Annotated in this window: 16 protein-coding genes; 6 read left to right on the top strand and 10 right to left on the bottom strand. The window is 72.3% G+C overall.

The window, feature by feature from the left end; translation table 11 throughout:
- Positions 1 to 86: 86 nt before the first annotated feature.
- A complete protein-coding gene (locus ACQEVC_RS20325; RefSeq protein ID WP_432879780.1) occupies positions 87 to 1,319 on the top strand; it encodes a serine hydrolase domain-containing protein in 1,233 nt (410 codons plus the stop codon).
- Here ACQEVC_RS20325 and ACQEVC_RS20320 read toward each other — a convergent pair.
- The 3 genes from ACQEVC_RS20320 to ACQEVC_RS20310 are packed head-to-tail and all read right to left on the bottom strand — an operon-like array spanning position 1,306 to position 5,172.
- Positions 1,306 to 1,650, bottom strand: coding sequence for a hypothetical protein (locus ACQEVC_RS20320; RefSeq protein WP_432879778.1), 345 nt, complete (start codon positions 1,648 to 1,650; stop codon positions 1,306 to 1,308). The two genes, ACQEVC_RS20325 and ACQEVC_RS20320, sit on opposite strands and share 14 nt — an antisense overlap.
- Entirely contained in the window at positions 1,647 to 2,627 is a 981-nt protein-coding gene (locus ACQEVC_RS20315; protein ID WP_432879776.1) for a hypothetical protein, read from the bottom strand. The genes ACQEVC_RS20320 and ACQEVC_RS20315 overlap by 4 nt, the downstream gene beginning before the upstream one ends.
- Before the next feature lies 1 nt (position 2,628).
- Complete coding sequence (locus ACQEVC_RS20310) at positions 2,629 to 5,172, bottom strand: FtsK/SpoIIIE domain-containing protein (RefSeq protein WP_432879773.1); 2,544 nt, start codon at positions 5,170 to 5,172, stop codon at positions 2,629 to 2,631.
- A 382-nt stretch (positions 5,173 to 5,554) separates the two neighbouring features.
- Between ACQEVC_RS20310 and ACQEVC_RS20305 the strand changes: the two genes are divergently transcribed.
- The gene (locus tag ACQEVC_RS20305) at positions 5,555 to 6,667 is read left to right on the top strand and encodes a patatin-like phospholipase family protein (protein ID WP_432879771.1); all 1,113 of its coding nucleotides are present in this window, start codon (positions 5,555 to 5,557) and stop codon (positions 6,665 to 6,667) included.
- Here ACQEVC_RS20305 and ACQEVC_RS20300 read toward each other — a convergent pair.
- From ACQEVC_RS20300 to ACQEVC_RS20290, 3 genes are all read right to left on the bottom strand, one after another.
- A complete protein-coding gene (locus ACQEVC_RS20300) occupies positions 6,600 to 9,071 on the bottom strand; it encodes a hypothetical protein (protein WP_432879768.1) in 2,472 nt (823 codons plus the stop codon). The genes ACQEVC_RS20305 and ACQEVC_RS20300 overlap by 68 nt on opposite strands.
- Before the next feature lie 355 nt (positions 9,072 to 9,426).
- Complete coding sequence (locus ACQEVC_RS20295) at positions 9,427 to 10,584, bottom strand: glycosyltransferase (RefSeq protein ID WP_432879765.1); 1,158 nt, start codon at positions 10,582 to 10,584, stop codon at positions 9,427 to 9,429.
- Positions 10,581 to 11,645 (bottom strand): glucosyl-3-phosphoglycerate synthase, encoded by a 1,065-nt coding sequence (locus tag ACQEVC_RS20290; protein ID WP_432879763.1) that lies wholly within the window; start codon positions 11,643 to 11,645, stop codon positions 10,581 to 10,583. The genes ACQEVC_RS20295 and ACQEVC_RS20290 overlap by 4 nt, the downstream gene beginning before the upstream one ends.
- Positions 11,646 to 11,864: 219 nt before the next feature.
- Here ACQEVC_RS20290 and ACQEVC_RS20285 point away from each other — a divergent pair, with 219 nt between their 5' ends.
- Positions 11,865 to 12,848, top strand: coding sequence for a Gfo/Idh/MocA family protein (locus ACQEVC_RS20285; protein WP_432879760.1), 984 nt, complete (start codon positions 11,865 to 11,867; stop codon positions 12,846 to 12,848).
- Positions 12,841 to 13,935, top strand: a complete 1,095-nt coding sequence (locus ACQEVC_RS20280; RefSeq protein ID WP_432879758.1) for a zinc-dependent alcohol dehydrogenase — start codon at positions 12,841 to 12,843, stop codon at positions 13,933 to 13,935. Before ACQEVC_RS20285 ends, ACQEVC_RS20280 begins: the two co-directional genes overlap by 8 nt.
- Before the next feature lie 446 nt (positions 13,936 to 14,381).
- On the opposite strand, the gene ACQEVC_RS20275 is transcribed toward ACQEVC_RS20280, so the two are convergent.
- The gene (locus ACQEVC_RS20275; protein ID WP_432879756.1) at positions 14,382 to 14,780 is read right to left on the bottom strand and encodes a hypothetical protein; all 399 of its coding nucleotides are present in this window, start codon (positions 14,778 to 14,780) and stop codon (positions 14,382 to 14,384) included.
- A gap of 72 nt (positions 14,781 to 14,852) precedes the next feature.
- On the opposite strand from ACQEVC_RS20275, the gene ACQEVC_RS20270 reads away from it, so the two are divergent.
- Positions 14,853 to 15,323 carry a MarR family winged helix-turn-helix transcriptional regulator gene (locus ACQEVC_RS20270; RefSeq protein WP_432879754.1) on the top strand — a complete coding sequence of 157 codons (471 nt, stop codon included), beginning with the start codon at positions 14,853 to 14,855 and terminating at the stop codon, positions 15,321 to 15,323.
- Positions 15,324 to 15,375: 52 nt separating this feature from the next.
- Here ACQEVC_RS20270 and ACQEVC_RS20265 read toward each other — a convergent pair whose 3' ends face one another.
- A complete protein-coding gene (locus ACQEVC_RS20265) occupies positions 15,376 to 15,921 on the bottom strand; it encodes an N-acetyltransferase family protein (RefSeq protein WP_432879751.1) in 546 nt (181 codons plus the stop codon).
- A 47-nt stretch (positions 15,922 to 15,968) separates the two neighbouring features.
- Between ACQEVC_RS20265 and ACQEVC_RS20260 the strand changes: the two genes are divergently transcribed.
- The gene (locus tag ACQEVC_RS20260) at positions 15,969 to 16,562 is read left to right on the top strand and encodes a helix-turn-helix domain-containing protein (protein ID WP_432879749.1); all 594 of its coding nucleotides are present in this window, start codon (positions 15,969 to 15,971) and stop codon (positions 16,560 to 16,562) included.
- A gap of 115 nt (positions 16,563 to 16,677) precedes the next feature.
- Here ACQEVC_RS20260 and ACQEVC_RS20255 read toward each other — a convergent pair whose 3' ends face one another.
- Positions 16,678 to 18,192, bottom strand: a complete 1,515-nt coding sequence (locus ACQEVC_RS20255) for a glutamate synthase subunit beta (RefSeq protein WP_432879747.1) — start codon at positions 18,190 to 18,192, stop codon at positions 16,678 to 16,680.
- Positions 18,185 to 22,834 carry a glutamate synthase large subunit gene (gene gltB, locus ACQEVC_RS20250; RefSeq protein ID WP_432891580.1) on the bottom strand — a complete coding sequence of 1,550 codons (4,650 nt, stop codon included), beginning with the start codon at positions 22,832 to 22,834 and terminating at the stop codon, positions 18,185 to 18,187. Before gltB ends, ACQEVC_RS20255 begins: the two co-directional genes overlap by 8 nt.
- Positions 22,835 to 22,837: the final 3 nt, after the last annotated feature.

Here is a 22,837-nt window from a genome sequence, read left to right as displayed (position 1 = left end):
ACGGGCGGACCGGTTGTATTCGGGGTGACCGGCCGAAGTCGAATTCGGCACCGCACTCCGAGTATCACCTGAGGAGCATCGTCGGAATGAACGACAACCACTCCGAGACCGTCGGACGGCGCGCGTTTCTGCGCCACGCCGGGCTGGCCGCCGGCACCGCCGCGGTCCTGCCCGCCCTGGGGACCGCATGGCACGGCACCCCGGCGTACGCCGACACCGGGTCGACGGGATCCGGTCGGATTCCGCCGGAACTTCGGCCCGGCGGCGCGTTCGACACGTTCGTCGCGCAACTGGCCGCCGAGGACAGATTCGCCGGCACGCTGGTGCTGGTGCACCAGGACCAGCCCGTGCTGGAGCGGTCCTACGGGATGGCCGACCGGTCCCGGTCGATCCCGCACGGGCCGGACACCATCTTCTCGCTCGCCTCGGTGACCAAACTTCTCACCGGCATCGCCATCGCCCAGCTCGTCGAGCGGGGAGAACTGTCCTACGGTGACAAGCTCGGCAGCCACCTCGACGGGTTCGCGCCGGAGATCGCGGAGAACGTCACCATCCACCAGTTGCTCACCCACACCTCCGGGCTCGGCGACTACATGCGGGTCGACGGTTTCTGGGCGGAGGCGGAAACCTGGGACAGCGTCGAGGAGGCGTGGGAGGGCAACCTCAGGTACGTCCGGAGGGACACGCTCGGCTTCGCACCGGGCTCCGGGCACCAGTACAGCAACTCCGGCTTCGTCGCGCTCGGCGCCATCGTGGCGCGGCTGTCCGGACAGCCCGGCGGGGAACACCGTGGCTACTACGAGCACGTCCGCGAGCACATCTTCCGGCCGGCCGGTACGACCCGCTCCGACTTCTTCACGGCACCCCAGTGGCGGGCTGACCGGCGCATCGCCCACCCGTACGTGCAGGACGAGAACGGCGAGCCCGTCGACGTCATCGACGACCGGCAGACCTTCGTCGGCACCCCGGCGGGCGGCTCCTTCGGCACCGTCGGCGACCTGGTCCGGATCGTCCGGGCGCTCCAGCGCGGCAGACTGCTCGACCCGGTCTACGCCCAGCTCGCCAGCAGCCCGAAGGTGCCGAGGGCGCAGTCGGCGGAGGACGTCGGCGCTGGCCGCCCGATGGGATTCGGCAACTACCTCACGGTCGGATCCCTCCGGAACAACCAGTGGGTTCTCGGGCACGGCGGAGGTGCGCCCGGGGTTTCCGCCCACGTGCAGTGGTTTCCCGACTCCGGCTGGGTGACCGCGGTCCTCGGCAACTACCACCGGGCGGCCGAACCGGTTGCCGAGCGGGCCCGGGAACTCATCGTCGGCTGACGGCCGGGAGCCGAGGCCGCTCGTTCAGGGCCGCCTCGGCCGGATGCAGCACGTCCATCGCGGCGGCGGCCGCTCGCAGATAGTGGTCGAAGAGCCGGCCGAGGGCGGCATCGGGTGCGTCGCCGCCGGACTCGTCGGCGGTACTGGCCGCCAGGGCTCCCGGGTACCCGCGCATCAGGTCGTGCATCCCGTACCGGCCGGGGGTGCTGAGCTGGACGAGGTGCGCCCGGACGAGCCGGTCCAGGGTACGCCGGGTCTGCCGGACGTCGGTGCCGGCGAGCGCGGCCAGGGCTCCGGGCCGGGCGGACGGCTGCTCCGGGTCGCGCCTCACACCAGGTAGTAGGTGAGGAAGGCGAACGGGGCGGCGAGGAAGCAGATCAGAAAGCCGAGCCGGGCGTACCGGGCGGGCCGGCCGACGATCATCCGGGGCTTGCCCCAGACACTGAGCGCGAGATAGCCGAGGAAGAAGACCATCGTCGGCAGCCCGGCACAACTCCAGGAGAAGACCGCGAACGTGCTGGCGTCGAGCCCCTTCATGCCCTGCACCTCGGCGACGGTGAGCACGATCCAGATGACGACGGTGAGCAGCCCGGCGCAGATCAGGTAGACCGTCGTCGCCCGGGCCAGCGGTGACATCGACGGAAACAGCGGCGCCTGCTGCGCCATCGTCTCCACCTGCACGATCATCACGTCCGCGCCGTCGGCGGCCTGCCGGGCCAGCTCCAGCTCGCGCACCGGATCGACCGGCTGGGCAGGGGGCGTTCCCGGGCCCGCGACGGCAGCGGACGGCGCCGCGTCCGAGGGCAACCGAGGGCCGGGCACCGGGCCGGCCGCCGGAGTCGCCGGCAGCGCGCGCCGCGCCGGACCGGCTGGCAGTTCCGGGTACGCCGCACCGGCCGCCGGATCCACTCCGCTCCCCGACTCACCCGGGACGGGGTTGCCGAAGCCGCCCGGCCGGTAGACGTGCCCGGCCGGCGGCGACGGCTCGGACGGGTCGACGTGGTCCGGCCCGGCGTACTGGGCCGGCACGGTGGGGTGGCCGCCGGCCCCGGGCGGGGGATATCCGGCCGGCGGCGGAGGGCCGGGCAGTCCCGGGCCGGCCGGCGGTGCGGTCGGCACCGACTTGCCGATCATCTGGCCGAGGGCCGTCAACCGCTGCTGCTGCACCGCGAGCCGCTGGTCGAGCCGGTCGGCGGCGGCGCCGGTGCTGCCCCGCGCCTCGGCGAGCTGGGCGGTGGTCCGCTCACCGCTGCGGCGCAGCTCGTGCAGGTGCCGGGCCAGGGCCGCGTACTCGGCGAAGCTCGCCAACTCAGCTCCCCTCGTCGTCGTGCTCGTAGCCGGCCCGGACGAACGGCACGATCAGGCGTACCCGCTGGTCGTGCCGGTCGACCAGCAGCGCCCGGTTCGCCCTCGGGGTGTAGGCCAGGTCGTGCAGCCCGAGATACATGCTCAGCTCCGACCCGGGCACGTTCAGCGCGACCAGGCAGGCGACGTCGTCCCGGTTGCTCGACCCGCCGATGTCGTCGGAGAGCCGGCGCAGCCCGCGCCACCAGCCCAGCAGGTGCACCCCGTACGCCGGGCCCTGCCGGAGCACCGCCTGGAGGTCGTCCAGCCCGGACTTGTAGTTCTCGTCCCGGACGCCGAGGACGCCGCTGGCACCGTCCATGCCGTACCCGACCAGGAAGGTCCGGGCCGGCGACCCGTCGGCCGGCTGTACGGCGAGCTTGCGCAGCTCGTCGCGGAGCCCGGCGGCGTCGAGCCGGTCCACCGGGTGTCCCGCCCCGGTCAGTTCGGCGATCGTCTCCTCGGCGATCTCGTCGGCGACCGCGACCAGCGGGGCGACCAGGAACCGGGCGCTGCCCGGGGTGTGCTGCCGGGCCAGGCTGACCGTGGCGGCGTGCAGCACGCTCGCCCCGACCGGTGAGGTGCCGACCACCGCCAGGTGCCGGCCCGGGGTGGCGTCCAGCGGGAACAGTGCCGAGGTCAGGTCCACGTCGACGGAACGGCCCACCAGCGCCAACGGCCGCCGTCCACCCGGGACCAGTCCCCGGTACGTCGGGTCGTCCTCGACGTGCGCCGACTCGTACCCCTTGAAGACCGCCGGTGGCCGCGAGCCCGGCTTGCGGGCCTGCCACAGCTCGTGCCGCAGCTGGGCCACCTCGGCGGCGCTGGCGTGCGCGTCCGGGAACTGGACCACGGTGTTGGCGGCGGCCAGCCCGGCGGACGGGTTGACGATCGCCGAGCCGATCGGCAGGGCTCCGGCGGCGTCGTTGAGCGTGTCCAGCACTCCCCCGCCGCCGGGCAGGGCCACCCGGAGCGGGAACTGCCCGAAGATCGAGTCGGTCTTTCCGTAGAGCGCCTCGATCCCGGTCATGCTCTGGCTGGCCAGCACCAGGTGGATGCCGTAGGAACGACCCTTGCGGGCCAGCTCCTCCAGCAGCGACACTGCCTCCCTGGCCACCGCGTCGTTGCCGGCGAAGAGCACGTGGAACTCGTCGATCACGGCCACGATCCTCGGCACCGGTCTGCCGTCCCGGGGCAGGTCGGCCAGTTTGGTCACGCCGTGCCGCTTCAGCGCCGAGGCCCGCCGGTTCAGCTCGCGGCGCAGCTCGCGGAGGACGGCGACGCCGTACTCCCGGTCGGACTCGATGCCGACCGCCCTGGCGTGCGGGATCCACGACGGGTCACGGCCGGTCGGCACGAACTCGGTGAAGCTGACGCCCTCCTTGAAGTCGAGCAGATAGAGCGAGAGCTCGTCCGGGGAGTAGCGGGCGGCGAGTCCGTAGAGGACGTCGAGCAGGAAGACCGTCTTGCCGGCACCGGTCCGGCCGCCGACCAGCCAGTGCGGGGTCTGGTCGTCGAAGGCGCAGATCACCTGCTCCCGGCCGGCGCGGCCGACCACCGCACGCAGCCCGTTGCCGGACGCCTCGGCCCAGGGCCGGGCCGGCAGCAGGTCGGTGAAGGTGAAACTCGACTCCCGCCGGTAGACCTCGCCGAGCCGGTCGGCCAGCGCCGCGACCGTGCCGGCCGGCGGTTCGCCGTCCAGGCGTACCGGGGCGGCCAGGCCGGTGCCGTCGGAGCTGAACGGGTGACCGGGCGGATCGCCGATCCAGGCGTACCCCTGCGGGTCGAGGCGGACCTGCGTGCTGCCGCCCAGCGGCGGTGGGGCGAGCCCGGCGCCCGGGGGCGGATATCCGGCGGCGATCACGCAGACCCCGGCGGTCGGGCCGGCGTGGGTGAGCGCGGCGAGCCGGCCGAGTTCCCGACCCGCCGGCATCGAGGCGGCGACCAGGAGCAGCAGTTCCGGCGTGCCGGAGGTGGCCTGCTGGGCGGTCCGGGCGTGCCGTTCGGCGGCGTCGAGCGCGGCGGCGATCTCCGCGTCGGTGGTGGCCGGCGGCGACACCGCCGCGGCCTCGACCAGCACCCGCAGCGGCAGGAAGGTCGCGCCGAGCGCGGCGCTGTCCAGGGCGGACACCCGGACCGAGCCGGCGGGTGCGGCGGCGAGCAGCCGGACCACCAGGGTACGCAGCAGGGCCGCCACCCGCCCGTCCCGGGCGTCCGCGTCGATCGCCAGGTGGGTGCCGCCGCTCAGCGGTACGACCGCCGGAAAGCTTCCGTCCACCGTGCTCGCCACGCCGAGCCGTACCGGCAGCGGGCCGGCGAAGAACCGGGCCGGCTCGGGTTCGCCGCTGACCGCCTCGCCGACCCGGCGCAGCCGGGCCACGACGTCGGCGGTCTCGCCGGAGTCGGGCGGCGGCTGGAGCTGCGCCAACCCGTGCCGGGCCGCGTCCAGGTGTGCCCGGGCCTGCCGGTGGGCGGCCACCGCCCGCCCGAATGTGGCTGCGAGTCCCACCCTGCCCTGCCCCCAACCGTCGGGTACGCGTAGTAACCCGAACACTAACCGAAGCCGGGCCGGGAACGTATCAGGCCGGGGGTGACAGGCGGTGGGCCAGGGCCACGTCGACGTACCTCGGTCGACACCCGTACTGAATCCGAATTGGATCAAGCAACCGTTCGGCGTCCACGCTGACGGCCGGTTGTCAATTGTCGATCTCGAAACCCTGTTGATCTCACAATTGCGGTGATCGGACCGCCGCGACGACGTCGTCGGACCCGGCATATCGGCGGCCGATGTCCGACTGCCCGCCGGCCCGACGTCCTCGTCCGCAAGGACGGCGGAGGCCGCCGAACGCCCATTGACGGGCCAACATCACTGTGGAACCGTAGCTACGTCTATGTCTCCTCCCAGTGTCCTGGAGCACGAATTGGCGACCGGGCAGACAATCGAACAGGCCCCTTCCGGGCGTTGGCTCGAAACTCATCCGGTGCTCGAGGCGCTCCGCCAGCGACGCGCGACCGACTCGAGGCCGGGTAACCGGAACGATCCATGGAAGATCGGGCTCGCCGTCGAGGGTGGTGGAATGCGCGGGATAGTCTCCGCCGCGATGCTCACCGCCATCGAGGACCTGGGTTTCCACTATGCCTTTGACGACGTCTACGCAGCGTCGTCGGGAGCCATCAATTCGGCGTACTTTCTGGCCACCAATACCTGGTATCCGCTCTCCATCTACTACGATGATCTTGCCTGTCGCAAGTTCGTCGACTTCCGTCGGGCACTCACCGGTCGACCGATCCTCGACATGGAGTACGCGTTCGAAAATGTGGTCGAGGTCATCAAGCCGCTGGATTTCTCCGCGGTCCTCAAGGCGCCGATCCGCTTTCATGTTTCGGTGACCCTCGTCGACGAGCTGCGTACGCTCGACGTCAGTGGCTTCGAGAGCCGCGCGGATCTCAAGGAGACGCTGCGGGCCAGCGCCTGGCTGCCGGTGGCCGTACCGGGCACCGCGGTCTGGCGCGGGCAGCGCGCCATCGACGGCGGCGTGCTGACGGCGTTTCCGTTCCGGCTGGCGCAGCGGGATGGCTGCACGCACATCCTCTCGCTGAGTACCCGGCCGATGAGCCTGCCCCAGCGGCGGCACTCGGTCACCCAGCGGTTCGCCGCGTCCCGGATCAACAAGCTCCAGCACGGGCTGGGCGAGGGATACCTCCGCGCCGTCCGGGAGGGCTGGCAGGACCGCCGGGACCTCCAGGACCAGATGACCCGGCCGAAGGACGCTCCCGCCATTCTGGACCTCGCACCGTTGCCATGGATGCGGCAGGTCCAGCGGCACGAACTCGACCTCGCGAAGCTGCTCGCCGGCGCCCGCACCGCCTATGGCGTGATGTACTGCGCCCTGAACAACGTCTCGCCGGAGCGGATCCGGGACAACACACTGCGGATCATCCCCCGGCTGACGGCTGTCGAGCACGTGGTGCCGCTGGACGCGTCGAGCGGGCTGTCCCAGTAGTAGTGCCGACGCGCTCGCCCGCCGCCGCCCGCTCCGAGGCGAGGAACGCCCTGGCCAGGCCGCTACGGATGGCCGGGGCATCGATGCCGCACTTCACCACGTAGAAGATCCCGATGTTGGAGACGCCGAGCATCAGCGCGTACGGCCGGCCGTCGAGGTCGCCCTGGAAGATGAAGTACGCCAACGGCCAGACCATCAGCAGGAAGACGAACATCGACGGCGTCCACCGGCTGAACATCTTGAGTCCGGTGATCTCGCGGGAACTGGGCGGGACGGTCGACGAGGACCGGTTGTCCCGGGCGTCCTTCACCGTCCGGTTGGCGAACGACGAGACCGTCGCGTTGAGCATCAGTTGCACGCTGAGTCCGATCGCCGTGCAGATCGGCCACCAGAGCGGGTGCCCGAGGTTCGGCGGCAGCACCACCATGATCCACCAGAAGGCGAAGAGCCTGATCCAGAACTCGGCGGCCCAGGCGTGCAGGCGACGCAGCAGCGGGAGCCGACCGCTGCCGTACGCCGCGCTGAGCCCGGCGAAGATGTTCTGGTAGTGCTTCACGTTCACCAGCGCAAACGTGCCGGCGACGATCCGCGCGTCGAGATTTTCCACACCGGGCGGTCCGAGGGTGTCGAGTATCCACCGCTCCCATCCGATCAGCAGTTCGGCGGCGGCGGTCCAGTTGACGAGTTCGGTACCCCGCCGGACCAGGTCGACGGCCGCCGGCGTGGGGTCGACACCGAAGTCCCGGCAGATCTGGATGGAGAGCACCAGAAAGACCAGCGCCCAGCAGGCCCCGCAGAGCGCCGACCAGAAGAGCAGCATGTCGGCTCGGTGATTGTTCCGCCTCGCCCGGTCGGACAGCCGGCCGAGCGCCTGCTCCGAGGGCTGTCCGATCCGGATGAACTCCGGGTCGGACGGATCAGCGCTGATCGGTGGATCCTCCGCCCGGGGTGCCGCCGGCCCGGTGCCGTCCGGCCGGCTCGCCTCGTACCACTGCCGGAGCAGACGCCGCTGCTGGACCCGTACCCGGCGGAGCCGGCGTTGCCGGGCCGTCGTCCGGGTGGTCGGCGAGGCCAGGTCGAAGAGGCCCCGTAGGCTGGGCCGCTCCTCGCCGAGCAGGCCCTCCCGTTCCGCGACCGTCACCGCCTGGAGTTCCATCGCGAACTCGGTGCCGAGTTCGGCGTACGTCCAATTGGTGTCCCCGTAGAGCAGCAGCCTCCGGGCGGGGTCCCGCTCGACGAGGTCCTCGATGAACCTCGCCAGCAGCGGCGTGCGGAGGTAGAAGACGTCGGGCACCTCCGACCCCTGTGTCGGGTCCGCCCCGCCGATGGCGATCAACAGCCTGCCCAGCGAGTACAGGTCGGCCAGGGCCGGCTTGGCGACCGTCGCCTGCTGCTTCATCTCCGGTGCGACGTAGCCGGCCTCCCGGCCTTCGAGCGCGCCGATCGTCCGGGTGTACAGGTGGTTGCGGCCGAGGTCGATCAGGACGGCCTTCAGCCCGCTGCCGTAGCCACGGTCGCTGGTGAAGATGACGTTCGACGGGGTGAGGTCCTGGTGGGTGAGGCCCAGTTTCTGGATGGCGGCGAGCGCCCGGAACAGCGGCGGCACCAGGTCGCAGAGGGCGTCGAGCCGCAGTAGCGCCGGTCCGCGCAGCCCGGGTCGGGGGTTCGACCGGCCCTCGGTCACCGCCCGACCGAGCCGGGCCGTCATCACCTCCTCGAGGGTACGGCCGTCGATCAGCTCCATCGCCACCCAGGCCCGGGTGCTGGCGTAGATCTCGGGCAGGTGCACGGAAGGCCCCTGCCCGTGCCCCTCCGCCTCGGCACCGGCCGCGGAGAGCTGCGGACCGTAGCGTTCGACGTACGCCTCGGTCGCCGAGGCGATCGCCTCGATCCGGGTGTACGGCGGCAGTACGCACTTGAGCGCGATCCTGGCCCGGCGTCCGTGCCGGTCCTTCCACGGACCTTTCAGAATGAACGAGGTGGTGCCGAACCGGAGCAGCCGCAACTGTACGAAATCGATCTCGTCCCAGAGTTCGGCCGGGTCCGGTACGCCGGGCCGACTATTCCGGTTGGCAAGACCGTATACGGCCGCCAACGCGCGGAGCACCCGGGCGTCCTCGAACAATTCTCCGACTTCCGCCTCCGCCACTCCCGCGGCTTCGTCCGTCGCCCCTTCCGGACCGGCACCCCGGCGTCGGTCGAATTCGTGCGCAATGATCAGCCCACTGAGCAGCAGGCCGATTAGCCCGACGCACTTCTCTTGGCGACCGGAGAGTCCCGAATGGAAATCCCGCAGCACCTCGATCACCACGCGCCGGTCTCTCTGGAACGCGCCCTCGAACGCATCGTGCTCGACGGCTGCCCGGGCCATCAGCTCCCAGATGTTCTCCGGAGTGAGAGGCACGCCGAGCAGCGCCGGAAGGAGCGCCTCCGACGGAAGGTCACGGTTGATCGATAGGAGGTCATCAAGAAGCTCCTTCGGTGGCGCTGTCTGATCTTGACTGCGTCCCTCGTCCACGGCCGTGTCCCCTGCCTTCGCCGCAGGCAATAGATCCGTGCCCCTACGTCGTCGCAGAGAATATGGCAGACCAGGACGGGCCGAGCAAACGCTGCGACCGCTTTCCGGCCGATCGGCCGCCCCACCCCCGGGCAGCAGGGTGCCGAATTCCACCGCATAGCCACCGTCCGCATAGCTGACCAGGTTCGATCGACGAGCAATTGCCGACAGACGGAGGTGCCCGCCTCCGCCGCCTCAATGATCAGCCCGGCACGGGTACGACCGCCAGGCTGCGTACGCGTTCGTAGAGTTCCAGATAGGACCGGGCCATCACCTCCGGGGTGAACCGGCGGGCCGCCTCCGCCGTGCAGCGGCGTGGGTCGATCCGACCGGAGGCGTGGACAAGCCCGGCAAGCTCCTCCTCGTCACGGGTGAGCAGCCCGGTCTCACCGTCCTCGATCAACTCCGGCAGGCAGCCCTCGGCCAGCCCGACGACCGGGGTGCCGAGGGCCAGGGACTCGACCACGGCCGTACCACCGGGCTCGGCCCAGCGCAGCGGGAAGAGCGAGGCCCGGGCGGTGGCGACCAGTTCGTCGCGCTGCCGGCCGGCCACGGTGCCGACCCAGCGCACCCGTACCCCGTCGACGTGCGGCGCGACCCGCTCCCGCCAGAACCGCACGTCGGGGTTGGCCGCCGCCACCGGATCGTGCGCGGCGGCGGCGAGATCGGCCGGCTGCCGGTACGGGCCGACCGGCCCGGCGAGGACCAGGTCGAAGCCGGCCCGGTGGGCCAGCCGGGCGGCGAGATCCTGGCCCTTGCCCGGGTTGATCCGGCCGAGCACGACGACGTGCCCGGCCTTGTCGGCGGGGCGACGCCGGTCCGCACCGGCGGCCAGCGGGGTGGCCAGGTGGACGTACCCGACCGAGTGCGCGCGGAGCGCCTCCGGTGCCCGGGCGAGCTGCGAGGCGGAGACGCCGTTGACGCGTACCCGGTCGGCGCCGTCGAAGTTGCCGTACAGCTCGGGGTGCTTGGCCAGGTCCCAGTGCAGGGTGTGCAGCACCGGCGGGGCGTCCCGGCCGAGGGCGGCCAGAGTGGCCAGGCCGGCCGCCTCGACGTGGTCGTGCACCAGGTCGATGTCGTCGCGGTGCCGCAGTGTGCGTACCACCGCGTGCAGGTGGCTCTGCACCACCCCGCACGCCTGGTTGTACGGCCGTTGCAGGCTGTCGAACTGGCCGTCGGCGAAGACCGCCAGCCGCTCGTCGACGGCCAGCTCACTGCTGCCCACGGTGGCCAGTACCACCCGTACGCCGAGCCGGCGCAGCTCGGGTACGAGGGTGGCGATCACGTTCTCGATGCCCCCGTACCCGTTCGGCGGCACCGGCAGCCACGGGCCGGCGTTGACCAGTACGGTGAGGCTCACGCGCCGGTCACCGCCCCGGTCACGGCCGGTGCGGCGACCGCCGGCCGGCGGGCCCGGCCGCGGGCGATCCGGGTCCGTCGGGACAGGCTGGCCAGCGGCGGACGTTCGGCGACCGTCACGTCGGTGACCACGATCTTCCGGTCCAGGTTGGGCAGTGCCTGGTCACCACCGCGCCGGAACTGGGTGAGCGCGGCGGTTGGTGGCACCGGCTCGGCGACCAGTCCGCGCCGGTGCAGCCGGGACCAGACGGTGTAGAGGATCTGCGCCGACATCCGGCCCAGCGCCTCGGTGTCCTGGTGCCGGTGGAACCGCTCGCCGAGGTCGACCTGGGCCAGGGCGTCCAGCCCGACCAGGTCCAGCAGGTCGATCAGCATGGCGATCTCGACGCCGTACCCGGAGACGAACGGGAGCTGTTCGAGAATTTCGCGGCGGCCGGCGTACTCCCCGGCCAGCGGCTGGACGAAGCCGGCCAGCTCGGGCCAGAACATGCTGATCAGGGGCCGGGCCATCAGCTCGGTCACCCGGCCGCCGCCGTCGGGTTCGACGGCGCCGCCGCCGACCAGCGGGCGGTGGTAGAAGCCCTTGACGAACGCGACGGTCGGGTCGGCGAGCAGCGGGCCGACCAGCCCGGTGACGAACCGGGGCGAGAAGCGGCGCAGGTCGGCGTCGACGAAGGCGACGATGTCACCGGTGGCGGCGGCCAGCCCGGACCAGAGTGCGTCGCCCTTGCCGTCGAGCCGGGGCAGCCCCCGGGTCATCTCGTCCTGGCTCACCACCCGGGCCCCGGCGGCGGAGGCCACCGCCGCCGTCGAGTCGGTGGATCGCGAGTCCACCACGATCAGTTCGTCGATGACCGGGGTCTTCTCGACCAGGTGTCGCCGTAGCGTGCCGACGATAGCGCCGACGGTGGCCTCCTCGTTGCGGGCCGGAAGCACCACGCTGACCCGCTGATCGCCCTTGATCTTCAGCAGCCGGCGGGCCGTCCACTTTGTCGAGTTTCCGGTGCGGTACGTGGTCCACGCTTCTACGATGGGTGAAACTGTCGCTTCTGAATGCCGCACGGGCACACCCCCAATGTCGTGATCCGCAGCGCCGGGCCGAACCTTTTCCCCGAGCCGCTCGGGCAAACCCGAGGCCGGCTAACAGCTTGATCTCCGGATGACGCCGTCCCCGCAGCGGCCCGGTGAACGGTTCGTTTCGGATACCGGTCGGAGGTTTCCCGTCGGCCGAGGCCGGAGAAGGCGAAAGTCCGGTCGAGGTCGGGGAACGGGAGGTCGAGGATGCGGGTCTGCCGGGTGGGGCTGATCGGTGCGGGTGGCGTGGCGCAGCGGCACGCGCGGGTGCTGTCGGGGTTCGACGACGTACGGATCGTCGGGGTCACCGACGTGGCGGCGGAGCGGGCCGCCCGGCTGGCCGAGTCGACGCGGGCGCGGGTTTTTCCCGACGTCACGACGCTGCTCTCGGCGGAGCTGGACGCGGTGTACGTCTGCGTGCCGCCGTTCGCGCACGGCGCGCCCGAGGAGGCGGTGCTCGACGCCGGGCTGGCCCTCTTCGTGGAGAAGCCGCTCGCGCTGGACCGGGAGACCGCGACCCGGATCAACCGGCTCGTCGAGGAGCGGGGCACGGTGACGGCGGTCGGGCACTACTGGCGCTACCTGGCGGCGGTCGACCGGGCCCGGCGGCTGCTGGCCGACCGGCCGGTCCGGCTGGTCACCGGCGCCTGGCTGGACAAGGTGCCGCCGGTCGGCTGGTGGCCGCGCCGGGACCAGTCCGGCGGCCCGGTCGTGGAGCAGGCCGCGCACGTCCTCGACCTGGCCCGCTATCTCGTCGGCGAGGTCGACGAGGTCTGGGCGGTGGGCAACGGCAGGCCGCCGGCCGTGCACGGTGCGGACGTGGACGGCGCGACCGCCGCCGCGCTGCGGTTCTCCACCGGCGCGGTGGGCACGCTCGGCACGACCTGCGCGCTGGACTGGAAGCACCGGGCCGGCCTGGAGGTGTACGCCGACGGCCTGGCCCTGTCGGTCGGCGAGGAGGGCCTGCTGGTCCGGGACGCCGACGGTGAACGGCGCGTCTCCGGCGACCTGGAGCAGGGCCGGACGGCGGTGGACCGCGCCTTCGTCGACGCGGTCCGGGGGATCGGCGCGGACGTCCGGGTGCCGTACCCGGAGGCGCTCCGGACTCACCTGGTGGCGCTGGCGGTCGCCGAGTCGGCCGTGACCGGCCAGCCCGTCCGGGTGCCGCCGCTGGAGCCGGCGAATGTCTGAGCGGGACCGGAACCTGGTGGTCACCGGACCGCACGAGGTCGCGTTCCGGTACGAGGAGCCGGAGCCGCTGACCGACGGCACGTTCCGGGTCGAGACCCTGTTCAGCGGGGTCTCCGCCGGCACCGAGCTGAGCTACGTCAAGGGCACCAACCCGTACCTGTCGGCCGGCTGGGACGGCACTCTCGGGCTGTTCGTCGAGGGCGCGCCGAGTACGCCGTACCCGGTGACCCGGCTCGGCTACATGGAGGTCGGCCGGGTGACCGGCAGCCGTACCCCGGCGGTCGCCGAGGGCGCGGTGGTGGCGATGACGTACGGGCACCGGACGGCGTACCGGGGCGATCCGCGCCTCGACCGGGTGGTGCCGGTGCCGGCCGACCTGGATCCGCTGCTCGGGATCTACGTGGCGCACATGGGACCGATCTGTGCCAACGGGCTGCTGCACGCCGCCGCCGACCTGTACGGCAGCGGTGTGCGGGACCTCGGCGACGGGGTGCGGGGGCGCCGGGTGGCGGTGACCGGGGCCGGGGTGGTGGCGCTGTTGACCGCGCTCTTCGCCCGGCGGGCCGGTGCCGCCTCGGTGGTGGTACTCGATCCCACACCGCAGCGGCGGGCGGTGGCCGAGGCGCTCGGCCTGGAGACGCTCGACCCGGCCGAGGACGATCCGGCCGTGGTGTTGAAGACGCGGTGGCGGCACGCGGCCGACGACCGGGGCGCCGACGTCGTCTTCCAGTGCCGGGGCCAGGCGTCGGCCCTGCATCTGGCGCTGCGGCTGCTCCGCCCGCAGGGCACCGTCGTCGACCTCGCCTTCTATCAGGGTGGCGCCGACCTGGTGCGGCTCGGCGAGGAGTTCCACCACAACGGGCTGTCGCTGCGCTGTGCGCAGATCGGCCGGGTACCGCGCGGGCTGGCCCCCACCTGGGACCGCGACCGCCTGTCGGCGGAGACGATCACCCTGCTCCGCGACCACGGCGACCTGGTACGGGCACACCTGGTCTCGGCGGTGCTGCCGTTCGACGAGGCGCCCGCGCTGCTGACCGGCCTGGCCGCCGGCCGCCGGCACGAGGTGCAGGCGGTGCTCGCCGCCTGATCGACGCGGCCGGGCGGAACGGTCGGGCGCGGCGGGCGGGGCGGATGCCTACCCCTGCCGGGTCGTCGGGCATCGGTCACGGGTCGGTGCGGGGACCGACCGGCGCCAGCCGGGCCGGCCGACAGGGTCTGGCGCACAGCCGGCCGACAGGGTCTGGCGCACACACTGTCGAGCTGGGCGCACGAACGGGGCACCGACAGCGGGCTACGCGGGCTGCGCGCACGAACGGGGCAGGTCGACAGCGGGCTGGGCGCACGAACGGGGCAGGTCGACAGCGGGCTACGCGGGCTGCGCGCACGAACGGGGGCAGGTCGACAGCGGGCTGGGCGCACGAACTGGGCAGGTCGACAGCGGGCTACGCGGGCTGCGCGCACGAACGGGGCAGGCCGACAGTCTCCGAACCAGACAGTCCACCGGCCGCCGAGGGCCGATCCCCGCCCTCCGCCTCACCGGGAGCGACGTCCGGCCGGCCACCACAGCAGCGCCACGAGCACCAGCGTGACCAGTGCGCCCGGGACCAGGCTGACCCTGACCCAGGTCTCGGGGATCGCGGCGAAGACGAAGAACCTGCCGACGAACTGCACCGCGAGCAGGACCGTGAGCAGGGTCCGCTGCCAGGGCCGCGCCGTGCGCAGCCGCAGCGCCAGCCAGGCGTACGCGATGCCGAAGCTGAGGTGGAACCCGTGCTCGATGCCGAGTTCGTACGGCGGGGTGACCAGTGCGTAGAGGTGCTCCAGCACCAGCATCCAGGTCAGCACGATCGCGATCCGCAGCCGGGTGGCCGTCTGTCCGGCCATGGGTGACGGGTACGCCGTCCCGCTGACGGCCGCCACGTTCCGGGTCAAGGCTCCTCCTAGATAGGGCCAACTGATACATTCTCAAATGAGAGTATCCGTTCGCCGTCCTAAGATCCAGAGATGAGTTCCGCGCGCTCCCCCGCCGACGCCTCCCGGCTCGCCTTCCTGCCGGCGGACGTCATCACCGCCATGCAGCTCAGCACGGTGCACCGGCACTCGCAGAAGCTCTTCAACGACGCGCTGCGTCCGCTCGGGATCGAGGAACGGCACTTCGCTGTACTGGCCGTACTCGACGGGGCGGGACCGCTGACCCAGCGTCGACTGGGCGACCTGCTCGACCTGGACAAGTCGTCGCTGGGCCGGATCGTGGACGAACTCGAACGACAGCGGTTGGCGGAGCGCAGGGCCGTGCCGGGTGACCGCCGTGCCCATGCCATCCACCTGACCGAGCAGGGCCGGCAGCGCGTCGCGGCGGCGCAGCGGATCGCCGACGACGTGGGGCGGCAACTCTTCGGCCGCCTCAGTCCGAGCACCCGCGCCGCACTCGACAACGCGCTACGCCAGGTGCTGGACGCATCGGCGGTCGACTGACGGACCTACCACGACCGCTGAGTGCGCCAGCCCGGCCAGGCACCCGCTGCGCCTACCCTGCCGCGCGCTCCCCGCTGACTCTCCGAGCGCCCAGATCCAGTTGCATCAGCACCGTGTCGATCCAACGCCCGTGCTTGTGGCCCACCGCCCTCAGCCGGCCGACCTCGCCGAAGCCGGCCCAGCGGTGCAGGGCGGCCGACGCGGGATCCCCGCTGTCCGCGATGACCGCGATGACCTGGCGAACGTCGCGTTCCCCGCACTGCCGCAACAGGGCAGACAGCAGCGCACGACCCACGCCCCGGCCGGCAGCGTCCGGCGCCAGATAGATCGTGTCCTCCACCGTCTTCCGATAGGCGGGCTTCGACCGCCACGGGGCCACATAGGCGAATCCGAACACCTCGTCACCGGCCTTCGCCGCCAGGAACGGCAGGCCGCGGGCCGCCAACCCGTCGATCCTGCGCCACCAGTCAGCCTTGCTGGGTGGAGTCTCCTCGAAGGTCGCGACGCTGTTGAGCACGTAGTGGGAGAAGATGCCGGCGATCGCCGCCACATCGGCAGGCGTCGCCGGGCAGATGGTCACCGCTTCGGTCGTCACCACGAGGCCCCGATTTCTCTATAGGAAATATTGGCACTACTATAGCAAACATGGATCTCGTCGAGCTTGGCCGCCGCATACAGCAGTTGCGATCCGATCGCCAGTTGACGCTCCAAGCGCTGGCCGAGGCCGCGTCGGTGAGCGTGAGCATGCTCTCCTCGGTCGAGCGCGGCCTCAAGGCACCGACCATCGTGGTCCTGGCCCGCATCGCCGACGGCCTCGGCGTGCCGCTGAGCACGCTGGTCGCCGCCGCCCGCGACGAGCGCCTCATCGTGCGACGCGCCGCCGATCAGGATGTCGTCGACGAGCCGGGCGGATGGCGTCGGGTCATCCTCACGCCCGTGGTCCCCGGGATCAACTTCGAGTGGATCCGCTCCACCCTGCCACCCGGCTGCGACGCTGGCAGCTATCCCGGCTACGCCCCGGGCTCGCACGAGTTCGTCGCGGTCGACTCCGGGCGGCTACGACTGACGATCGGCGACGAGGCCGTCGAACTCGCCGCCGGCGACTCGGTCTACTTTGCCGCCGACGTCACCCACGGCTATGCCAACCCCGGATCCACGCCGTGTACGTACCACGTCGCGGCCCTCATCATGCGACCACGTCACGCGGCCACGACCGGCGGCCGCCCGGGCCGGCGGTGAACACTCCAGAACCGTCGGCGACCGGCGGCAGCCCACTGTGGGCCCGGCGCCGCCGCGGTCCCGACCCGCCGGCCAAGCCGGCCGGGACCGCCAACGGCTGCGCCGACAGCGCCGATCAGCCGGCCGGGACCGCCAGCGGCTGGGCGGACGGTGCCACCGGAGCCGGGAGCTGGCTGGCCCCGCCCAGGTACCGGTGGATCGCGGCAGCGGCGGCCCGGCCCTCGGCGATCGCCCAGACGATCAGCGAGGCGCCCCGGTGCATGTCACCGGCGACGAAGACGCCCGGCGTACCGGCCTGCCACTCGGGGTCGGCGTCGATCGCGCCGCGCCGGTTGCGTACCACGCCGAGCTGGTCGAGCAGCGGCTGCTCCTCGGTGCCGTCGAAGCCGATCGCCAGCAGCACCAGGTCGGCCGGCAACTCCCGCTCGCTGCCGGGCAGCACGGTCAGGAACCGCTGGCCGTCCCGCTTCTCGACGGTCACCTCGGCGATCCGGACCGCGCGTACCTGGCCGGTGCCGTCGTCGACGAACTCCTGGACCGCGACCGCGAAGACCCGCTCGCCGCCCTCCTCGTGCGCCGGGTACTCGCGCAGGATCCACGGCCAGGTCGGCCACGGGTCGCGGGCCTCGTCGCGCTCTCGCGGCGGTCGCGGATACAGGTCGAGCTGGTGTACCCCGGCCGCGCCCTGGCGGTGCGCCACGCCCAGGCAGTCGGCGGCGGTGTCGCCACCACCGATGATCACCACGTGCTTGCCGGCCGCGTCGATCGGGGTCGACGACTCCCGGCCGTTGACGCTGCGCTGGCCGCCGGCCGCCGAAGCGACCGCGATGTTGGCCGCCACGAGGTGCTCCATCGCCTGGTGCACGCCGCGCAGCGAGCGCCCCGGGGTCGCCGGGGTGTCCCGGCTGGCGAGCGCGCCGCAGGCCAGCAGCACCGCGTCGTGCCCGGCCCGGAGCTGCTCGGCGGTGACGTCGACCCCGACGTTCACCCCGGTGCGGAACTGGACGCCCTCGGCGGTGAGCTGGGCCAGCCGCCGGTCGATGTGCCCCTTCTCCAGCTTGAAGTCGGGAATGCCGTAGCGAAGCAGGCCGCCGACCGCGTCGTCCCGCTCGTACACCGTCACCGCGTGCCCGGCCCGGGCGAGCTGCTGCGCGGCGGCGAGCCCGGCCGGTCCGGAGCCGACCACCGCGACCGACCGGCCGGACGGTGCCGGCACCTCCTGCGGGCTCACCAGGTCCAGGTCGAAGGCCCGGTTGACGATCTCCACCTCGACCTGCTTGATGGTGACCGGCGCACCGCCGCTGATCCCGAGTACGCAGGCCGCCTCGCAGGGCGCCGGGCAGAGTCGCCCGGTGAACTCCGGGAAGTTGTTGGTGGCGTGCAGCGACTCGATCGCGGTCGCCCAGTTGCCGGTCCGGACCAGGTCGTTCCAGTCCGGGATGCGGTTGCCCAACGGGCAGCCGTCGTGGCAGAACGGGATACCGCAGTCCATGCACCGGGTGGCCTGGTCGCGGATCAGGCCCTCGTCGGCGGAGGGGTAGACCTCGCGCCAGTCGGAGATCCGCACCGGCACCGGGCGGCGGGCCGGCAGCTTCCGGTCGTGCTTGAGGAATCCACTCGGGTCAGGCACGAGCCACCTCCTGGGACGGGCGCGAACCGGGGGCGACCGGTCGGGTCGGGGACGAGGGCGGGGCCGGTGCGGCCGGCGGTGTGCTGGCGGCGGGCTGGGCCGGTACGCCCGGTGCCGCGAGTCCGCTCATCACCGCCTCGTCCACGTCCCGGCCCTCGGCCCGGGCGACCCGCATGATCTCCATGACCCGCTTGTAGTCCCGGGGCACCACCGCGGTGAACTCCCGCACCGCCTCCGGCCAGCGCTTGAGCAGTCCCTCCGCCACCGACGAGTCGGTCTCGGCGAAGTGCCGCTGCACCAGGTCGTAGAGGGTGACCCGCTCGTCGTCGGTGAGCGGGGCCAGGTCGACCAGTTCGGGGTTGACCCGGCGCCGGTCCAGTTGCCAGACGAACGCCGTACCGCCGGACATGCCTGCGGCGAAGTTCCGCCCGGTGCCGCCGAGCACCACCACGATGCCGCCGGTCATGTACTCGCAGCCGTGGTCACCCACCCCCTCGACCACGGCCACCGCGCCGGAGTTGCGCACCGCGAACCGCTCGCCGACCCGGCCGCGCAGGAACAGCTCGCCGCCGGTGGCGCCGTACAGGATGGTGTTGCCGGCGATGATCTGGTCCTCGGCCCGGCCGTTGGGGCCGGGTGGCGCGTCCAGGCCGCCGGCGAACGGTGCCGCCGGATCGGGCCGGACCACGATCCGCCCGCCGGAGAGTCCCTTGCCGACGTAGTCGTTGGCGTCGCCGGCCAGCCGCAGCGTCACGCCGCTGGGCAGGAAGGCACCGAACGACTGCCCGGCGGTGCCGGTGAGGTCGAACTCGATGGTGTCGGCGGGCAGCCCGGCCCCGCCGAACCGCCGGGTGACCGCGCCGCCGAGCATCGCACCGACGCTGCGGTGCTCGTTGCGGACCTCCACCGCCGCCCGGACCGGGCTGCCGTTCGCGAGCGCAGGCTCGGCGAGGGCGAGCAGTTCGTTGTCGAGCGACTTGTCCAGCCCGTGGTCCTGGGCCCGTACGCCGCGCCGGGCCGCGCCGGCCGGCAGCTCCGGTACGTGCAGCACCGGCCGCAGGTCGAGCCCGTGCGCCTTCCAGTGGTCCAGGGCGGGAGCGAAGTCGAGCAGCTCGGTCGCGCCGATCGCCTCCTCCAGCGATCGGAAGCCCAGCTCGGCGAGGTAGCCCCGGACCTCCTCGGCGAGGAAGAGGAAGAAGTTCTCCACGAACTCGGGGCGGCCGGTGTAGCGCTCCCGCAGCACCGGGTTCTGGGTGGCGATGCCGACCGGGCAGGTGTCCAGGTGGCAGACCCGCATCATCACGCAGCCGGCGACGATCAGCGGGGCGGTGGCGAAGCCGTACTCCTCGGCACCGAGCAGCGCCGCGACGACGATGTCCCGGCCGGTCTTGAGCTGGCCGTCGACCTGCACGGTGACCCGGTCGCGGAGCTTGTTGAGCAACAGCGTCTGCTGTGCCTCGGCCAGGCCCAGCTCCCACGGGGTGCCGGCGTGCTTGAGCGAGTTGAGCGGAGAGGCGCCGGTGCCGCCGTCGTGCCCGGAGATCAGGATGACGTCGGCCTTCAGCTTGGCGACCCCGGCCGCGACCGTGCCGACCCCGACCTCGCTGACCAGCTTGACGTGCACCCGGGCGGCCGGGTTCACGCTCTTCAGGTCGTGCACGAGCTGGGCCAGGTCCTCGATCGAGTAGATGTCGTGGTGCGGCGGCGGGGAGATCAGTCCGACGCCCGGCGTGGCGTGCCGGGTACGGGCGATCCACGGCCAGACCTTGTTGCCGGGGAGCTGCCCGCCCTCGCCGGGCTTGGCGCCCTGGGCCATCTTGATCTGGATGTCGTCGGCGTTGACCAGGTACTCGCTGGTCACCCCGAACCGGCCGCTGGCGACCTGCTTGACGGCCGAGCGCCGGGTCGGGTCGTAGAGCCGTTCGACGTCCTCGCCGCCCTCGCCGGTGTTGGACTTGCCGCCGAGCCGGTTCATCGCGACCGCGAGGGTCTCGTGCGCCTCGGCCGAGATCGACCCGTACGACATGGCGCCGGTGGCGAACCGCTTGACGATCTCGCTGGCCGGCTCCACCTCTTCCAGCGGCACCGGCTCGCGTACCCCGGTGCGGAGCCGGAACAGCCCGCGCAGCGAACCGGCCTGCTCCGCCAGCCCGTCGACCTTGGCGGTGTACTCGCGGAAGACCTCGTACTGCCGGCTGCGGGTGGCGTGCTGGAGCAGGAAGACCGTCTCGGGGTTGAACAGGTGCAGTTCACCCTCGCGGCGCCACTGGTACTCGCCGCCGACCTCCAGCGGCCGGTGGGTGTGCTGACCGGCGTTCTCGGCGTACGCCCGGGCGTGCCGGGCGGCGACCTCGGCGTGGATCTCGGCCAGCCCGACCCCGCCGATCTTGCCCGGCGTGCCGGCGAAATAGCGCTGGAGCAGCCGGTTGTCCAGGCCGACCGCCTCGAAGACCTGGGCACCGCAGTACGACGAGACCGTCGAGATGCCCATCTTCGACATGATCTTGAGTACGCCCTTGCCGAGCGCCTTCACGTAGTTGCGGACCGCCGACGCCGGCTCGACTCCGGTCAGGGCACCCGTGTTGATCAGGTCCTCGACCGACTCGAAGGCCAGGTAGGGGTTGACCGCCGCCGCGCCGTACCCGATCAGCAGCGCGGTGTGGTGCACCTCGCGGCAGTCGCCGGACTCCACGATCAGCGCCGCCTGGGTACGGGTCTGCTCCCGCACCAGGTGCTGGTGCACGGCGGCGGTGAGCAGCAGCGACGGGATCGGCGCCAGGTCGGCGGTGGAGTCCCGGTCGGAGAGGACCAGGATGCGTACGCCGTCCTCGATCGCCTCCGAGACGTGCCGGCAGATCTCGGTCAGCCGGGCCTTCATCCCGGTCGCGCCGTCCCGGATCCGGTAGAGCCCGGAGACCCGGACCGCCTTGAAGCCGGGCAGGTCGCCGTCGGCGTCGATCTTGAGGATCTTGGCCAACTCGTCGTTGTCGATCACCGGGTAGGGGAGCACGACCTGCCGGCAGCTCGCCGGGCCCGGGTCGAGCAGGTTCCCCTCCGGCCCGATGGTGGCCTGGAGGCTGGTCACCAGCTCCTCCCGGATGGCGTCCAGCGGGGGGTTGGTCACCTGGGCGAAGAGCTGGTGGAAGTAGTCGTAGAGCAGCCGGGGCCGGGTCGAGAGCGGCGAGATCGGGGTGTCGGTACCCATCGAGCCGACCGGTTCGGCACCGGCCCGGGCCATCGGGCCGAGCAGGATCTTCAGCTCCTCCTCGGTGTAGCCGAAGGTCTGCTGCCGGCGCCGGACGGAGTGGTGGGCGTAGACGGTGTGCCGGCGCGGCGGCAGGTCGGCCAGGTCGATCAGGCCGGCGTGCAGCCAGTCGTCGTACGGGTGCTCGGCGGCCAGCTCGGACTTGATCTCGTCGTCCAGCACGATCCGGCCGGCGGCCGTGTCGACCAGGAACATCCGGCCCGGCTGGAGCCGCCCCTTGGCGACCACGGTCGCCGGGTCGAGGTCGAGCACTCCCGCCTCGCTGCCCAGCACCACCAGGCCGCCGGAGGTGAGCCACCACCGGCCCGGGCGCAGCCCGTTGCGGTCGAGCACCGCGCCGACCAGCGAACCGTCGGTGAAGGCGACCGAGGCGGGGCCGTCCCAGGGCTCCATCAGGCTGGCGTGGAAGCGGTAGAAGGCCCGTTTGGCCTGGGCCATGTCGGGGTCGTTCTCCCAGGCCTCCGGGATCATCATCAGCACCGCGTGCGGCAGGCTCCGGCCGGCCAGGTGCAGCAGTTCGAGGACCTCGTCGAAGTTGGCCGAGTCGGAGGCGGCCGGGGTGCAGATCGGGAAGAGCCGCCGGATGTTCCCCGGAATGCTCGGGCTGCGCAGCAGCGCCTCCCGGGCCTGCATCCAGTTCTTGTTGCCCCGGATCGTGTTGATCTCGCCGTTGTGCGCGATGAACCGGTAGGGGTGGGCCAGCGGCCAGGACGGGAAGGTGTTGGTGGAGAACCGGGAGTGCACCAGGGCGATCGCGCTGGCCACCCGGGCGTCGGTCAGGTCCGGGAAGAACTCCGGGAGCTGGTCCGGGGTGAGCATGCCCTTGTAGACCACGGTCCGGGCGGACAGCGACGGGAAGTACGCCGGCACGCCCCGCTCGGCGGTCTCCCGCTCGGCCTGCTTGCGGACGCAGAACGCGACCCGGTCCAGGTCGATCCCGGTCAGCGGGGTGCCGGCCCGGCCGGCCGGGGAGTCGGTCAGCCGGTGCGCGGCCAGGAAGACCTGCCGGATCACCGGCCGGGCCGCCAGCGCGCTCTCGCCGAGGTCGCCCGGGCGGACGGGTACGTCCCGCCAGCCGAGGATGTCCGCCCCCTCGACCAGGGCGTACTTCTCCAGCACGGTCCTGGCCAGGGCCTCGTCGGCCGGGTCGGTGGGCAGGAAGACCAGGCCGGTGGCGTACTGCCCGGCCGGCGGGAGCGGGAAGTCGACGACCGCCCGGAGGAACTCGTCCGGCACCTGGAGCATGATCCCGGCGCCGTCGCCGGTGTTCTGTTCGGCACCCCGGGCACCCCGGTGGTCCAGCCGGCAGAGCGCGGCGAGGCCCTTGGCGACGACGTCGTGCGACCGGCGGCCGTGCAGGTCGGCGACGAAGGCCACCCC

It is taken from the genome of Plantactinospora sp. CA-294935 (genome assembly GCF_050936445.1).
Taxonomy (GTDB): Bacteria; Actinomycetota; Actinomycetes; order Mycobacteriales; family Micromonosporaceae; genus Plantactinospora.
This window is presented reverse-complemented; position numbering and strand designations above follow the sequence as displayed.

Bases quoted from the DNA above. Each gene is read 5' to 3' on its own strand.
- ACQEVC_RS20325 (WP_432879780.1), top strand. From the start codon at position 87: ATGAACGACAACCACTCCGAGACCGTCGGACGGCGCGCGTTTCTGCGC.
- ACQEVC_RS20305 (WP_432879771.1), top strand. From the start codon at position 5,555: ATGTCTCCTCCCAGTGTCCTGGAGCACGAATTGGCGACCGGGCAGACA.
- ACQEVC_RS20285 (WP_432879760.1), top strand. From the start codon at position 11,865: ATGCGGGTCTGCCGGGTGGGGCTGATCGGTGCGGGTGGCGTGGCGCAG.
- ACQEVC_RS20280 (WP_432879758.1), top strand. From the start codon at position 12,841: ATGTCTGAGCGGGACCGGAACCTGGTGGTCACCGGACCGCACGAGGTC.
- ACQEVC_RS20270 (WP_432879754.1), top strand. From the start codon at position 14,853: ATGAGTTCCGCGCGCTCCCCCGCCGACGCCTCCCGGCTCGCCTTCCTG.
- ACQEVC_RS20260 (WP_432879749.1), top strand. From the start codon at position 15,969: ATGGATCTCGTCGAGCTTGGCCGCCGCATACAGCAGTTGCGATCCGAT.